The 14,424-nt window shown below is 58.3% G+C and carries 12 protein-coding genes and 1 tRNA gene; 9 read left to right on the top strand and 4 right to left on the bottom strand.

Translation table 11 applies throughout. From position 1 onward, the window contains the following. The first annotated feature begins 13 nt into the window (after positions 1–13). Positions 14–1,282, top strand: a complete 1,269-nt coding sequence (locus AC2FH2_RS05215; RefSeq protein WP_496823097.1) for an NAD(P)/FAD-dependent oxidoreductase — start codon at positions 14–16, stop codon at positions 1,280–1,282. Here AC2FH2_RS05215 and AC2FH2_RS05210 read toward each other — a convergent pair. Then, positions 1,269–2,174, bottom strand: a complete 906-nt coding sequence (locus AC2FH2_RS05210) for a LysR family transcriptional regulator (RefSeq protein ID WP_271948216.1) — start codon at positions 2,172–2,174, stop codon at positions 1,269–1,271. The two genes, AC2FH2_RS05215 and AC2FH2_RS05210, sit on opposite strands and share 14 nt — an antisense overlap. A gap of 76 nt (positions 2,175–2,250) precedes the next feature. Between AC2FH2_RS05210 and AC2FH2_RS05205 the strand changes: the two genes are divergently transcribed. The 5 genes from AC2FH2_RS05205 (at position 2,251) to AC2FH2_RS05185 (ending at position 9,427) form a co-directional block, all read left to right on the top strand. Next, entirely contained in the window at positions 2,251–5,463 is a 3,213-nt protein-coding gene (locus tag AC2FH2_RS05205; RefSeq protein ID WP_496823096.1) for a reductive dehalogenase, read from the top strand. Positions 5,464–5,591: 128 nt separating this feature from the next. Then, the gene (locus AC2FH2_RS05200) at positions 5,592–6,458 is read left to right on the top strand and encodes an FAD binding domain-containing protein (protein WP_496823095.1); all 867 of its coding nucleotides are present in this window, start codon (positions 5,592–5,594) and stop codon (positions 6,456–6,458) included. After that, positions 6,455–6,934: a (2Fe-2S)-binding protein gene (locus AC2FH2_RS05195; RefSeq protein WP_496823094.1), complete on the top strand. Its 480-nt coding sequence runs from the start codon at positions 6,455–6,457 to the stop codon at positions 6,932–6,934. The genes AC2FH2_RS05200 and AC2FH2_RS05195 overlap by 4 nt, the downstream gene beginning before the upstream one ends. Continuing rightward, complete coding sequence (locus tag AC2FH2_RS05190) at positions 6,934–9,189, top strand: xanthine dehydrogenase family protein molybdopterin-binding subunit (RefSeq protein WP_496823093.1); 2,256 nt, start codon at positions 6,934–6,936, stop codon at positions 9,187–9,189. Before AC2FH2_RS05195 ends, AC2FH2_RS05190 begins: the two co-directional genes overlap by 1 nt. Further along, a complete protein-coding gene (locus AC2FH2_RS05185) occupies positions 9,182–9,427 on the top strand; it encodes a MoaD/ThiS family protein (protein ID WP_142635798.1) in 246 nt (81 codons plus the stop codon). Before AC2FH2_RS05190 ends, AC2FH2_RS05185 begins: the two co-directional genes overlap by 8 nt. On the opposite strand, the gene AC2FH2_RS05180 is transcribed toward AC2FH2_RS05185, so the two are convergent. After that, the gene (locus tag AC2FH2_RS05180) at positions 9,424–10,131 is read right to left on the bottom strand and encodes a lysophospholipid acyltransferase family protein (RefSeq protein ID WP_496688816.1); all 708 of its coding nucleotides are present in this window, start codon (positions 10,129–10,131) and stop codon (positions 9,424–9,426) included. The two genes, AC2FH2_RS05185 and AC2FH2_RS05180, sit on opposite strands and share 4 nt — an antisense overlap. Before the next feature lie 143 nt (positions 10,132–10,274). Between AC2FH2_RS05180 and AC2FH2_RS05175 the strand changes: the two genes are divergently transcribed. Beyond that, a tRNA-Trp gene (locus tag AC2FH2_RS05175) sits at positions 10,275–10,350 on the top strand. 145 nt (positions 10,351–10,495) lie between these two features. Here AC2FH2_RS05175 and AC2FH2_RS05170 read toward each other — a convergent pair. Both AC2FH2_RS05170 and AC2FH2_RS05165 read right to left on the bottom strand, forming a co-directional pair. Next, complete coding sequence (locus AC2FH2_RS05170; RefSeq protein WP_496823092.1) at positions 10,496–11,425, bottom strand: hypothetical protein; 930 nt, start codon at positions 11,423–11,425, stop codon at positions 10,496–10,498. Positions 11,426–11,588: 163 nt separating this feature from the next. Further along, positions 11,589–12,470, bottom strand: coding sequence for an EamA family transporter (locus AC2FH2_RS05165; RefSeq protein WP_496823091.1), 882 nt, complete (start codon positions 12,468–12,470; stop codon positions 11,589–11,591). 77 nt (positions 12,471–12,547) lie between these two features. Between AC2FH2_RS05165 and AC2FH2_RS05160 the strand changes: the two genes are divergently transcribed. Together AC2FH2_RS05160 and lptF are read left to right on the top strand one after the other, a co-directional pair. Continuing rightward, positions 12,548–13,030 carry a MarR family winged helix-turn-helix transcriptional regulator gene (locus tag AC2FH2_RS05160; protein ID WP_281995324.1) on the top strand — a complete coding sequence of 161 codons (483 nt, stop codon included), beginning with the start codon at positions 12,548–12,550 and terminating at the stop codon, positions 13,028–13,030. Positions 13,031–13,192: 162 nt separating this feature from the next. Next, a complete protein-coding gene (gene lptF / locus AC2FH2_RS05155; protein WP_142635808.1) occupies positions 13,193–14,332 on the top strand; it encodes an LPS export ABC transporter permease LptF in 1,140 nt (379 codons plus the stop codon). Positions 14,333–14,424: the final 92 nt, after the last annotated feature.

Here is a 14,424-nt window from a genome sequence, read left to right as displayed (position 1 = left end):
CAAGGAGCCCGCATTGAGCGACTACGATCAATCCCTTTGGCTACACACCTGCCGCGAGCATGTGGAGAGCGCCCCGCTGACCAGCGATTTGTCTGTGGACCTTGCGGTGATCGGCGGCGGTTATACTGGCTGTTCCGCGGCTTTGACGGCCGCACGGGCCGGAGCCTCGGTCTGTGTCTTGGAGGCACAGGAGATCGGGCATGGGGGATCCGGGCGCAATGTGGGGCTGGTCAATGCCGGACTCTGGGTGCGCCCTGCTGACATTTGCGCCCATCTGGGGGATGCGGACGGAACGCGTCTTATCGAAATCCTTGCGGCGGCCCCAAGTGAAGTATTCAGCGTGATCCAGACACATGGGATCGAGTGCGAGCCGATGCGCAAGGGCACGTTGCATTGTGCGCATTCTGGCTCTGGTCTTGCTGATTTGAAAATACGCCATGCACAGTTGCGTCAGGCAGGCGCTCCGGTCGAGTTGCTGTCGTCGGACAAGACGTACCAGCGCACGGGCAGCGCCACCTTTCGTGGAGCTCTGTTCGACCCGCGCGCCGGAACGATCCAGCCGATGGCATATGTGCGTGGTCTGGCCCGCGCGGCTGCCGCAATCGGGGCACGCGTTCACACGCACAGCCCAGTGATGACGATGCGCCATGTCGATGGCCAGTGGCTGTTGGAAACCCCGCAGGCCACGGTGCGCGCCAAATCAGTGATCCAGGCCACCAACGCGTATCATCGGAACCTGCCCGATACGGCACCGGCCTATGTTCCTGTCTCGTATTTTCAATTCACTACTGCGCCGTTGTCCGACAATCTGCGCGCGAGTATTCTTCCCGGAGCCGAAGGATGTTGGGATACCGGCCTGATCATGACCTCTTTCCGAATGGATCACGAAGGGCGCTTTATCCTCGGCGCAATGGGCAATCTAGAACATGCGGGCAGCGCCGCGCACACCGGATGGATCAAGCGCAAACTGTCAGAGCTTTATCCTCAGCTTGCGGATCAACCCTTGCAGCAGGGATGGCATGGCCGCATTGCGATGACCTCGGACCACATTCCCAAGATCACTCGGATCGGACCGGATGCGGTTTCGATCCATGGCTATTCAGGCCGGGGTATCGGGCCGGGCACGGTGTTTGGCCGTATGGCGGCTGAGAGCCTTTTGGCCGGGGATCCAGCGTTGCTGCCAGTTCCCGCTGTGGCGGAACATACTGAACGCTGGACCCGCCTGCGTCACGCCTACTTTGAAACCGGTGCTGCACTGACCCATTTGATCAAGGCGCGCTGATGTCAGCTGCTATGGCTTCGATCCTTCTGCGCAGCCAACGATGCGCCGGGTCATTGGCCGACCTTTGGTGCCAGACCATGTAAAGCGGAACCGGGGTGCATTCGAAGGGCAAATGCGCACAGTCCAACCCGGCCAGAGGACCTTGTCTCATCAAGGCGGTATCGGTCGAGATCAACGAGCTGCCCCGCACAAAGGCCGGTATCGCGTTGAAATGGGGCAGGGTAACAATCGGCGCTCTGATCTGGCTTTGATCAACACCCCGCATGACGGCACGGGCGTTGCGGCCATCGGAAAAGCGCACCTCGATATGCTCGCTCTCGCAGTAGGTCTGCCAACTGTTTGGCGGGGTGCAATGGCCGGCATCATAAAACATCATCAGCGGGCTTTCGAGCAGCCGTTTCTGGTAAATGTCCGGCCCATCCGGCGGCAGAGGGGTGACCATCAACTGACACCGGTCGCTGCGCAACAGGTCCGGATCGGGAACGCCCGATGGGATGAACTCCAACCGTAGCCGTGCACCCTCGGCGCGTGTGTCGCGCAACAGCCTTGGGAATATCACTTCGCGTGGCATGTCATTTGTGGCGATGCGAATGTCGATCTGTTCGGATAACGGGTCAAATGGGCGACCGTCGGTCAAGGCACGCATCCCGTCCAGCACCGTTTGAATAGGGTCCTTCAGGGACAAGGCACGTTCGGTCGGGGTCAGGCCCTGACCTGAACGTACAAACAACGGATCGCCCAGCACCTGCCGCAGTTTGGACAGCGTGTGGCTGATTGCCGATTGCGTGACCCCCAGCCGATCGGCTGCTTTCGAGACCGAGCTTTCCTCGAGTATTGTCAGAAAGACCCGCAGGACTTTGCCGTCCAAATCAGTGAAATCATTTTTATTCATATTATTTATGATTAAGTATGAATGGTATTGCTGTCTACCGGGCATTAAGAGTCAGACGGGCAAGGGGAGGCACGCTATGGGAATCCGTTTCTTTTCAGACCGGAACAGGCCAGTTCATATGGGCAGCTACCCGCTAGAGCGGTTGGCGCGGCAAGACGAAATGCCGGACTTGTCACAGGTGCCGCCTATGGGCGATCTTAGCTTTCGCCGACCCGATCAGCCCCACAGCATCGTCAATGCGATGGGTGAGTTTCAGGCGATGATGGATGCAATCCGCGACGGGTTGGTGAACCCGGCAATGGGCGATATCCTGTCAGATCCGAATGCGCGCGCCAACCATCTGAAAGCCTTTGGTTATTTCAACGATGCGTCGATGATCGGGTGCGGACCACTGCCGCCCGTAGCACTGTTATCCGCGCCACGCCGTAATCCCGATATCGACCGGCTGTCAGATGCCTTAAGAACTCGGCAGACCAAGACACTGGCCTCGGGTATTGACGTCATCATGGCGGATTTGAAAGACAGTATCGAGGCTGCACCCAAACCGATCGACAGCCACCGCCATGCAATCGTGTTCCTATATGAACACAACCGTGACCCGGACCCGTCCGAGCCCGGAGCCGATTGGATCGTGGATGCGCAGGATCATCGCGCTTGTTTGTTGGCAACCGAGAATGCGGTGGTGATTGCCAACTACATCCGATTGCTTGGCTTTGATGCACGGGCGCATACGGCGATGTCGTCGGATGTTGATCTGGGCAAACTGGCGGTCGCCGCGGGATTGGCCTCGGCCGAAGGTGGACAACTTGTTGCCCCGTGGCTTGGGACCCGGTTCGGGTTGGCCGTGGTAACGACCGAGCTGCAGATCACGCATGACAAGCCGCTGTGTCCGATGGCTCAACAACCGTGGTTTCGTACGCAAGGTCCGGCATGGTGGTTGGGGTCGGGTTTTGCCAAGAATGCGCTGAACCGCGACCCCTATGCTAAGCGCCGTTATGTGGATGGGGCGCATCCGTTCGAAAAGCTCAAGCGCGTCGAAACGCCGACCACCTACATTGATGAAGAAAACGTCGCCCGCGTCCCCAAACGGGCCGACATGTTTGCACGGGCGCAATTCGGCGACATGGGAAAACCCATGCAGGACGCGGCCAAGGGCGGGCATTACGTGCGCAAGGCGGCCCCCAGTTTCGCGCAGCGGCGCGCGCTGGGCGCCTTTGTTCTGCTGCAGGATGGGGACAGTGCCCAGACAGCGCCGCCGACAGATGCCGTCCGGAACGCCGCCAATATCAAAGCGGCGAGCTATTTCCTTGGTGCGGATGCGGTGGGCCTCAGCCGCTGCCCCGAATGGGCGTGGTATTCACATGATGCCGCCGGAGAAGAGATTACACCGCCACATGATCAAGCCATCAGCATGATCATCGACCAAGGTTATGAGACGATGGAGGGATCCAGCGGTGACGACTGGATTGCGGTCGCTCAATCCATGCGCGCCTATCTGCGGTTCTCGCTTTTGGGCGGGGTAATGGCACAGCAAATCCGCAACCTTGGGTATAAGGCCAAGGCTCATACGGTGATGGATGGTGAGGTGCTGCAACCTCCGCTGTTGCTGTTGTCGGGGCTGGGAGAGGTCAGCCGGATTGGCGAGGTCATCCTGAACCCCTATCTGGGCCCGCGTCTGAAATCCGGTGCGGTCACAACAGATATGCCTCTGGCTCATGACAAGCCGATAGATTTCGGACTGCAGAGTTTTTGTGAAAGCTGCAATAAATGCGCGCGAGAATGCCCCTCGGGGGCGATCACCGCCGGGCCAAAACTGATGTTCAACGGCTATGAAATCTGGAAGTCCGACAGCCAGAAATGCGCAACTTACCGTGTGACAACATCGGGTGGTGCGATGTGCGGGCGGTGCATGAAAACCTGCCCATGGAATCTGGAAGGCATCTTCAAGGAGCGTCCCTTCCGCTGGGCCGCGATGAACTTCCCCCAAGCCGCGCCAGCGCTGGCGAAACTGGACGATGCGGTGGGCAATGGTGGCTTGAACGACACCAAGAAATGGTGGTGGGATATCGAATTGCAGCCCGACGGCGCGTATCGCCCGACCCAGCATCCGCTGAACCGGCGCAACCTGCAGACGGACCTTGCCCTGAAATATGAGGATCAGACGCTGGCGGTCTATCCCGCCTATCTGGCCCCGCATCCCTGGCCCTATCCTTTTGCCATGGACCGCGAAGCCGGGATTGCAGCTTATGAAGCGATGGTCACGGCAGAGGAGTACAAGGCACGCAAGGCCGCCGGGGACATGTCTGTTGTTCACAACTATTCCATCGCAGGTGATGCCCCTGTCATGCGGGTCGAGCTGAGCATGGTCGACCGGATGACGGAAGATGTAACCAAGTACGAGTTCTCAACGCTGGATGGTGCGCCGCTGCCTCAGTGGACCGCAGGCGCCCATCTGGACGTGCTGGTCGCGCCAGAGTTCCTGCGGCAATATTCAATGTCCGGCGATCCAGCGAACCCAGTGACCTATCAGATCGGTGTCTTGCGCGAGGATGAGGGGCGGGGCGGCTCGGCCCTGTTGCATCGGATTTTTACCGAAGGGCGCAAGGTTTTCATCTCGAAACCGATCAACCATTTCGAACTGGATGAGACCGCCACCAGGACATTCCTGATGGGCGGCGGGATCGGTATCACGCCGATGATCGCTTTTGCCCACCGCCTGCACAGTCTGGGCAAACCCTTTGACCTGCATTACTCGGCCAGTACCCGCGCTGGGGCGGGGTATCTGGACGATCTGGCTGCAATGCCCTGGGCCGATCACGTGCACTATCATTTCTCGGACGAAGGTACGCGCGCTGATTTACAGTCAATCCTGTCGGGATATCAGGCAGGTTGGCACGTCTATACCTGCGGCCCAGATCGGTACATGGAAGGCGTGATACAGGCAGCTGAACGTCAGGGGTTCCCAGACGAGGCGCGGCATCTGGAGTATTTCTCGGTCCCCGAGCAGCCCGAATATGAGAACCATTCTTTCACGCTGAAACTGGCCAAATCGGGGCGAGAGCTGCAGGTTCCCGCCGACAAACACGCGGCGCAGGTGCTGAACGAAGCTGGAATTCAGGTCGATGTGAAATGTTCGGACGGAATTTGCGGCGTCTGTAAATGCGGTTTGATTTCGGGTGAAATCGAGCATAGGGATTTCGTGCTGTCGAACAAGCAGCGCGAAGGCGCAATCATCCTGTGCCAAAGCCGTGCTGCGGACCCGGACGGGGTGGTCGAGATCGACCTCTGATCCGAGGTCTGGAAACGTCATTTCGGGATCGAAAAATAGGTCGTTCTTGCCATGGACGCCAGTGTGTTGCTGCATTAACGTCCCTGCGAACCCCAGTGGATCCTGACCAACAGGCGCGAGGTAAAATCATGGATTATCACAGCCCTGCCAGCTTTGCCGAGGCGTCGGCTCTGGCAGAAAATGCAAAAGGCGTTACACGGTTTCTTGCCGGTGGCACCGATGTTTTGGTGCAGTTGCGCTCGGAATTGGTGACGCCTGATACATTGATAGACATCAAGAAAATCAATGGCGTAAGCGATATCACCCGCAATGCTGACGGCAGCTGGACGCTGGGCGTGGCGGCGACGGGTGCGGAAATGAGCGAACATCCCGGGTTGGGCCGCGATTGGCCCGGCGTGGTCGAAGCGATGGATTTGATCGGATCGACTCAGGTGCAGGGGCGGGCGACGCTGACTGGCAACCTGTGCAATGGCTCGCCTGCGGCGGATTCGGTGCCAGCCATGGTGGCAGCGGGCGTGACCGTGACAGTAACCGGACCAGGTGGCACCCGTGAGGTTGCCGTCGAAGATATTCCGACCGGCCCGGGCAGAACGTCTTTGGCCAAGGGTGAACTGATCTCGGCGGTCAATATTCCTGCACGCGGCGAAAACGGAGGTGATGCCTATCTGCGGTTCATCCCCAGGACCGAGATGGATATTGCGGTGGTTGGCGTAGGTGTGAATCTCCGTCTGGACGGGGATACCATCACCGAGGTCCGCGTGTCGCTGGGTGCTGTGGCTCCGACTGTTCTGCTTGTCGAAGACTGCGCCGAGGCGATCATGGGCAGCACCCTTGACGATGCTGCATTGGACGCGCTTGCCGCTGCCGCATCTACTGCCTGTAACCCGATCGACGACAAGCGCGGCACGATCGCATTCCGTACAGAAGTGGCCGGGGTTCTGGCCAAACGCGCCGCGAAAATCGCCTATGCCCGCGCCAAGGGAGAGCAAGCATGAGCAAGTTCCACGTATCCACCACCGTCAATGGTGACACGGTCGAATACCTATGTGACCCACGCGAGACCCTGCTGGACTGTCTGCGCGACAAGCTGAACCTGACCGGTGCGAAAGAAGGCTGCGGCACCGGCGATTGCGGTGCCTGCTCGGTAACTGTCGATGGCCGTTTGGTTTGTTCCTGCCTGATGCTTGGGATCGAAGCAGAGGGTAAACAGATCGAGACGGTCGAAGGTATTGCAGACGGGGACGTTCTGCATCCGCTGCAGAAGAAGATGATTGAATATGCTGCTCTTCAATGCGGTATCTGCACCCCCGGTATTCTGGTCGCGGCCAAATCGTTGCTGGAAAAGAACCCGAACCCGACCGAGGAAGAGACACGGTTTTGGTTGGCTGGTAATCTCTGCCGCTGCACTGGGTATGACAAGATCATTCGCGCCGTGATGGATACAGCGGCTGAACTGCGGGAGGCTTCGTAATGGCACTCGACGATCGCAAATCTGAATTCACTTTCGTTGGTACCCGACCGAACCGCCCTGACGGGCTGGACAAGGTCACGGGGCGCGCGAAATTTGGCGCTGACGCCACCGCGCCGGGCATGTTGCACGGGGCTATTCTGCGCTCACCCCATGCCCATGCGCGGATCGTAAAGATCGACACCTCCAAGGCCCAAGCGCATAAAGACGTCAAAGCCGTTGTGACCCGTGACGATTTCGCTGAGGTGCCGTTTAAGCCCGGTCTTGAAGGTGAGTTCTGGAACGTGCTGGAAAACGTTATGGCAGGCGAGAAGGCCCTGTATGACGGCCACGCGGTGGCAGCTATTGCGGCAACGTCGGCGCTGTCGGCGCGTGATGCACTCAAGCTGATTGAGGTCGAATATGAGGTGCTGCCCCATGTGACCGATGTCGACAAAGCGATGGCCCCGGACGCTCCGGTTATACGCGAGGGGGCGGCGGATTATTCCGTGCCCGAAGGGATGCACCCGAACGTCGTGCGCTATCACGAAAGCGGGCATGGCGATGTCGAGGTCGGTTTTGCCGAAGCGGATCTGGTTGTTGAAGACAGCTTTGTCACCGAGGCAACCCATCAGGGTTATATCGAACCTCATGCCTGTTTGGCGGCGCTGGGAAATGACGGCAAGGGTGAGCTGTGGTGCACCACCCAAGGTCACTGGATCGCGCAGAAAACCTGTGCGGCTTTGCTGGGGATCGAAACATCGCAACTGCGGGTGACGGCGTCCGAGATTGGCGGCGGCTTTGGTGGCAAGACAACCGTATTCATCGAGCCGGTCGCGCTGGCGCTGAGCCGCAAGGCCAACCGCCCGGTCAAGCTGGTGATGACCCGATCCGAGGTATTCCGGGCCACCGGTCCGACTGCCTCCGCGTCGATGGATATCAAGATCGGGATGAAGAAAGACGGCACGATCACCGCAGCGCAAGGCGTGTTCCGCCTGCAGGGTGGGGCCTTCCCCGGCGCGCCGGGTGATATGACGGCCATGTGTGCCTTTGCTCCTTATAACCTGACTAACGTCAAGCAGGTGGGCTATGATGTCATGGCCAACCGCCCGAAACAGGCCGCCTATCGCGCGCCCGGCGCGCCGATGGGGGCGTTTGCGGTTGAATCGGTGATTGACGAGCTGTGCAAGAAGCTGGGGCTGGACCCCGTGGATGTGCGCCTGAAAAACGCCGCCTACGAAGGTACCAAGGCCAGCTATGGCCCGCGCTACGAACGCATCGGTCTGGTCGAAACGCTTGAGGCCGCCAAGGCGCATCCGCACTATTCTGCGCCACTGAAACCAGGGCAGGGGCGTGGGATATCCTGTGGATTCTGGTTCAATCACGGGGGCGAGACATCCGTGTCGCTGGCCCTGTCCGAGGATGGTTCGGCCCAGCTGATGGTCGGCACGCCCGATATCGGCGGTTCGCGCGCGTCGATGGCTCTGATGGCAGCCGAGGTGTTGGGCATTCCCTACGAGAATATCCGCGTCACCATCGCGGACACGGCAACACTCGGCTATAACGACGTTTCGCACGGCTCGCGCGTGACTTATGCCTCAGGGCTGGCCACGATCAAGGCGGCCCGGCATGCGGTTGAAAAGCTGAGCGAACGCGCGGCGGCCAAGTGGGGCATCCCGGTGGATGCGGTGAAATGGGAAAACGGCTGCGCGGTGCCCTCGGGCCCCAATGCGGGCGATTTCGACCCGATGCCGCTGGCCGATATCACCGCTGATATGGGTGCGACCGGCGGTCCGATCTCGGGCCATTTCGAAGCAACCCCGGAAGGCGCAGGCGTGTCGTTTGGCACCCATATCGTCGATGCCGAGGTCGACCCGGAGACCGGCAAGACCAGCATCACCCGCTATACGGTCATTCAAGACGCCGGAAAGGCGATCCACCCGACCTATGTGGAAGGCCAGTATCAGGGTGGCGCGGCGCAGGGCATCGGTTGGGCGCTGAACGAGGAATATGTCTATGGCGAGGATGGTCGTCTGCAGAACTCGATCTTCCTCGATTATCGTATCCCGGTCGCCAGCGACTTGCCGATGATCGATACGGTGATCGTCGAAGTGCCCAATCCCGGCCACCCGTTTGGTGTGCGCGGCGTGGGCGAGACTGGCATCGTGCCACCGCTGGCAGCCATCGCCAACGCGGTTTCGAATGCAGCGGGTGTGCGGATGAAACAACTGCCAATGTCACCGCCACGCATTTTGGCGGCGCTCAAGGACAATGGTTGAGGTCCACCTGTGGTCCGGCCTCCGGTCTTTGACCGGGGGTCAACAGGTGGTCGAGGTTGAGGCCAAAACCACTGGCGAGCTGCTGCGGGAACTTGCGCGGGTTCATCCGCAGCTTCAGGCACCGATTGATGCCGGTGTATCTATCTCAATCAACGGGCGCGTGATCGCCAGCGGGCTGACCGAACCGATCCCCGAGGGCAGCGAAGTCTATCTGATGCAAAGGCTGCGCGGCGGTTAGCCTTGGGGAGACCAGGGTTCGCGCCCGACCATCCTGTCTGCTTCGGCGGTGATGTCGTTCATATGCGCCTCAAGGCTGAGGCGAAGGGCCTCGAGTTCTTCTTCACTGGCCTTGCGGGGAACGTTTTCGGTCCATTCCCGGCACAAAAAGACGCCCTGATTGCGCCAAGGGCGTGGCATCAGCAGGCGGTCCCAGGTTCCGGCCTCGCTGCCGTGGCGAGCGGAAAAGGTGATCCCGAAGACCCGCTTGCCCGAGGTGCGGGCCCAGACCAGAGGCACGGTCGACAGCACCCGTTCCGGGCCGCGCGGGCCGTCAGCAGCGATCCCGATGGAAATGCCGCGCTTGATCTTGCCGATCACTTCGCGTGACACCGCGATGTTGTTGGCGTTTTTGCTGGTCATGGCGATGGTGTCCATGCCGAACAGTTTCTGCACCCGACCAACCATGCTGCCAGCGCGTGCCGAGGATGTGATCGAGCAGATACGCCCCTTATCCAACGGAAAGAAATAGGGCGATTGTGCCAGTCGCTGATGCCAAAGGACAACGATGACCGGCTCGCCCTGATCGGCCAGTTGGTCCAGCTCTTCATAGCCGATGCGTTGCCATTGGGTGTTGCGGTTAACCATCCGAATATAGCTCGCGATGCGGCGGGCGGTCCAATTCAGGACGGCCTCGCTATCGGCGATTTTCTTGCGGATACTCACTAATGGTGACCCTCATATTGATCAAACCGTGTCTTATAGAACTCAACGCCATACGCAACTTGTTTGTCGTGCGCATAACTGAGGAGGAATCTGAAAAAGCCTCTTGAGTCCGCCGCGCGGCTGGCATATTTGAGGCGCACCTTAGGGGTATAGCTCAGTTGGTAGAGCGACGGTCTCCAAAACCGTAGGTCGCGGGTTCGAACCCTGCTGCCCCTGCCATTCTCTCCATTGCCAGAAGTTTGTGCCAGCTTGGGCGGAATGGGACACGCGTGACCCTTTGCGCAGCCTAGCTGTTACAACTTGGACCAGCAGAGCATTCGACCGATGCGATAAACCGCGTTCTGGTTGCTCAACAAATCACGGTCTAACCCAAAATCGGTGATATGCCACCGGCAAAAGCGGCCAAGATTGGGGCCGTCAGGGCGAAGCCGGCGCGGATGATGTCACCTGTGCCTTCTGTCAGCTTATGCGACGATCTCCAGTCATCAATGTCGAATGCCTGGTCTGTGCCGCCCTGATTTCGGGCAGCCAAAGCGAGGTTAGAAATTCTTCCGTCCAGAAGGACTGCCACGGGAAGAAAGTAGCTGAGCATTAGCAAGCAAAAATATGTGCCGGTGAACAAGGCCGATGCGTTGAGCAATGCGCTATAGGCGGCCCTTTCTGATTCAGCGATCATGGGCAAGGGCCAGTACATCCAGCTTGCGGCAAAGAACATGCCGAAGGTCAGCACCAGACTGGACAGGTAGAGTTGCTGCCGCATATTCCGCAGGTTTTGCGCCAGCTCAACTGCTGTTGCTTCGATGTCCTGAGATTCATGCCGTCCAAGACACAATATCATTCCGACAATCAGCGACCCGATCGCAAGGCCGGCCATTGCATTCACCAGGTCCAGAATACGGTTGAACAGTGAAAGAACAGGGGCTTGCCCGCATTTCCCAAACATCCAGCTATCTTCCGAACCGGAACATGCCGGTAAGGTGCCTTGCGACAATGCTGTTTCAAAAACGGCTTTGCCGATCTGGTGGTAAATCTGCGGGCTTTGGTCGGTCATATGCTTTTGAATGGTCGGCACGAGAGCCAGAAACACGATGGCGACTACAATCGCGATTGCCGCGATCCGGGTGTTTTTTTCGATCGGGCGTGACAGGGTCCGGAACAAGACTGCCACGGGCAACAAGGCCAGCGATAAAAAGAACCAGGACGCGGCAAGAAACCGAAACCGACCAACGGCTTCCTGCCAAGAGCTACCGCTCAACACAAAGTTCACTGGAACGTCCAGTTCATTGGCGATCATTTGGTTCTGGATCAGTTTATGGATTGCGAAAACACATACCGGCAGCAGGGCGATGGCAAAATAGCGCGGTTTTACTCGGCTTTTTGACACGTGATACCTTTCTTGCCCGGGCGTTGCACAGCACACAGTTTAGCACAAAACTCGTACATCGATGCCAGGAGTTTCAGGCGGGCTTTCTGATGGTGACATTCGAACGGCCGGTACGCTTGCCCATTTGCCCCAGCCAGACCGCCAGAAGTACGATACAGACACCGGTGATCTGCACAAAGGTCAGGTTTTGCCCAAGTATGACCCAACCAATCATTACGGCGGATAACGGGCTGAGAAAGCCAAGTGCCGAGACCGCAGAGGGTTCGATCCGGGCGAGGCCTCGGAACCACAGGATATAGGTCAGGGCAGCCCCGATGACGCTCAGATATCCAATTCCGAGAAGGCTGTTTGTTTCAAGCGCTGGTAAGGCGGGCTCAAATATCAGTGCAAGCGGCACCAGCAACAGCCCGCCGGCGGTTAGTTGCCAAGCGGTAAATGTCAGCAGCGGCACCGGCGGTTGCCATTTGCGCGTCAGGACAGTTCCTGCCCCCATCGAAAGGGCGCCACCCAGTCCAGCGATCAGGCCAACCGTATCAAGATTGATAGCTGTTCCGAGGACAAGGCACCCGACGCCGATCACCCCCAGCAGCGCTGCGCCGACCGATCTCAGCCCAACCGGGGTGTTCAGCAGAAATGCCGACAGGAAGACTACAATAAGAGGTTGTACCGCGCCGACAGTGGCTGCGACCCCACCGGGGAGCCTGTAAGCCGCGACGAAAAGCAGGGTCCAGAACACGGTGAAATTGAGCGCGCCTAGAATGAATATGCGGCCCCACCAATGACCCCTTGGAAGTTGACGGGACAAAACTAGCAGCAGCAGTCCGGCAGGCAGCGCACGCAGCGCGGCCATCGTGATCGGATATCCGACGGGCAAAAATTCGGTCGTAACATAATAGGTGCTACCCCAGATCAAAGGGGCAACAGCAGTTAGGGCGATGTCGGTTTGGTGTCTCATGGCGAATCCCTTTATCTTGACGTCAAGATATATTGCAAAATCTTGACGTCAAGATAAAGTTGGGCTAGCCAGAATTCATGGATCATGTGGAGCAAATTATCGCGCAGTGGAACAGTGCCCGGCCCGACCTGGATGTGGGGCCAATGGAAACCGTTGGTCGACTGACGCGGTTGGCGGTTCAGTTGCGAAGGGCGATGGAGCATACTTGGGCTCTTCATGACATGAACGCTGCCAGCTTTGATGTCCTTGCCACGTTGCGAAGGTCTGGCAAGCCAGAGGGTCTTTCACCTGGCGAGCTTTTGGAGCTTACAATGGTGACGTCCGGCACAATGACGAATCGCGTCGATCAACTGGTTAAGGCGGGGATGGTCGAAAGAGTGCAAAACCCTGAGGATGGCCGGGGCTTCCTGATCCGTCTTACCCAAAACGGATTCAAAGCGATTGAGGCCGCCGTTTCGGATCATGTAGAGACTCAGCAGCGCCTGGTTCAGGGTTTGTCCCTGCAACAGCGCGATCAACTCAATCACCTGCTCAGATCGTTGTCTGAAACGCTGGACTGATCCGGGCAGGTAAGCATTCTGGATCAGGGTGCCAATTCCGATGTGGCATAAGCCGTTTTAGTGCGCACGGCTCAAATTCTATAATTTTTGGGCTATGCGGTTTCCTCGGTCAGGGGATTGGCATATTGTCCAAACGAATTTCAGGTAGCCGGATGAGGATACATGTCGCGCTTCGATGGATATTTCCTGCGGCAACTGCTGATTCTGTTCGGCTTTTTCACTCTGATTCTGGTGGGGGTTTTCTGGATCACCCGCTCGGTCAGCCTGTTTGACCGTGTCATCAGCGGTGGTCAATCGGCCATGGTGTTTCTTGAATTTACCGCTCTTACTTTGCCGACGCTGATCCGTACGGTGATGCCCATGGCCGTGTTCGCAGCGGCCGTCTATGCCACCAACCGCCTGAGCCGTGAAAGCGAGCTAACGGTGATGCTGGCCACAGGCTCCAGCCCGTGGCGGCTGGCTCGCGCTGTGGTTCTGTTCGGTCTTGTTGCTGGTCTGATGATGGCCTCGATCAGTGTTTTCCTGCGCCCGGCCTCGGTCGATCTACTGGAAAAACGGCAGGCCGAAGTGGCGGGTGACGTCACAGCGCAGTTATTGAATGAAGGCGAATTCCTGCATCCTGCAAGTGACGTGACCGTCTATATTGGGGGAATTGATCTGGACGGGACTTTGCGCGAAGTTTTTGTTTCGGACCGGCGGGATAAAACCAGCCCGGTCAGCTATTCCAGCCAAACAGCTTATCTGGTCAATAACGGCTCGGGCATTCATCTGGTGATGGTTGACGGAGTTGCCCTGCGTCAGGACCGGCAGGGACGTACCCTGTCGTCTACACTGTTTCAGGACGCGTCCTATGACATCTCAGAATTGACGAGTACTGACAACGCGGCCGAGCGAAGCCTCGAGGCCATTCCCACCGCAGAGCTGTTGCGCGACCGGGCTGCGATTGCGGCAGCAGAAGGGTTCACTGAGGGCGCGTTGATCGACGAGCTGCATCAGCGATTTTCGTGGATCACCATTTGTATCGCGGTCGCGATGGCGGGCTATGCAACCCTTATGTTGGGCAGCTTTTCCAGATTTGGCCTGTGGCCACAGATTTTTGGAGCATTCATAATTCTGGTCCTTTTGGAAGGTATGCGCGGCTTTGTGTCCCCGTTGGTGATCGAAGACCCGAAATTGTGGCTATTGCTCTATTTGCCTGCTGTCATGGGCATATTGATCTCGTGCCTGTTTCTTTTGATTGCAGGTCGTCCGCTTCTGCGCGTGCGCGCAAGAAAACACTCGCGGGCATTGTCCCAAGCCTGAAGTTACGGCGCATTTCGGCGCAATGTTCTTCGGCCAAGCTAATTCGTTTTTTCGCTCAGGTTTTCTGCGTTAGGCTGCGGTTGGATGATCAG

This window comes from Ruegeria sp. YTSA105 (assembly GCF_059610225.1).
Note: the sequence above shows the minus strand (reverse complement) of the source record. Positions and strands in the feature narration are given on the sequence as shown.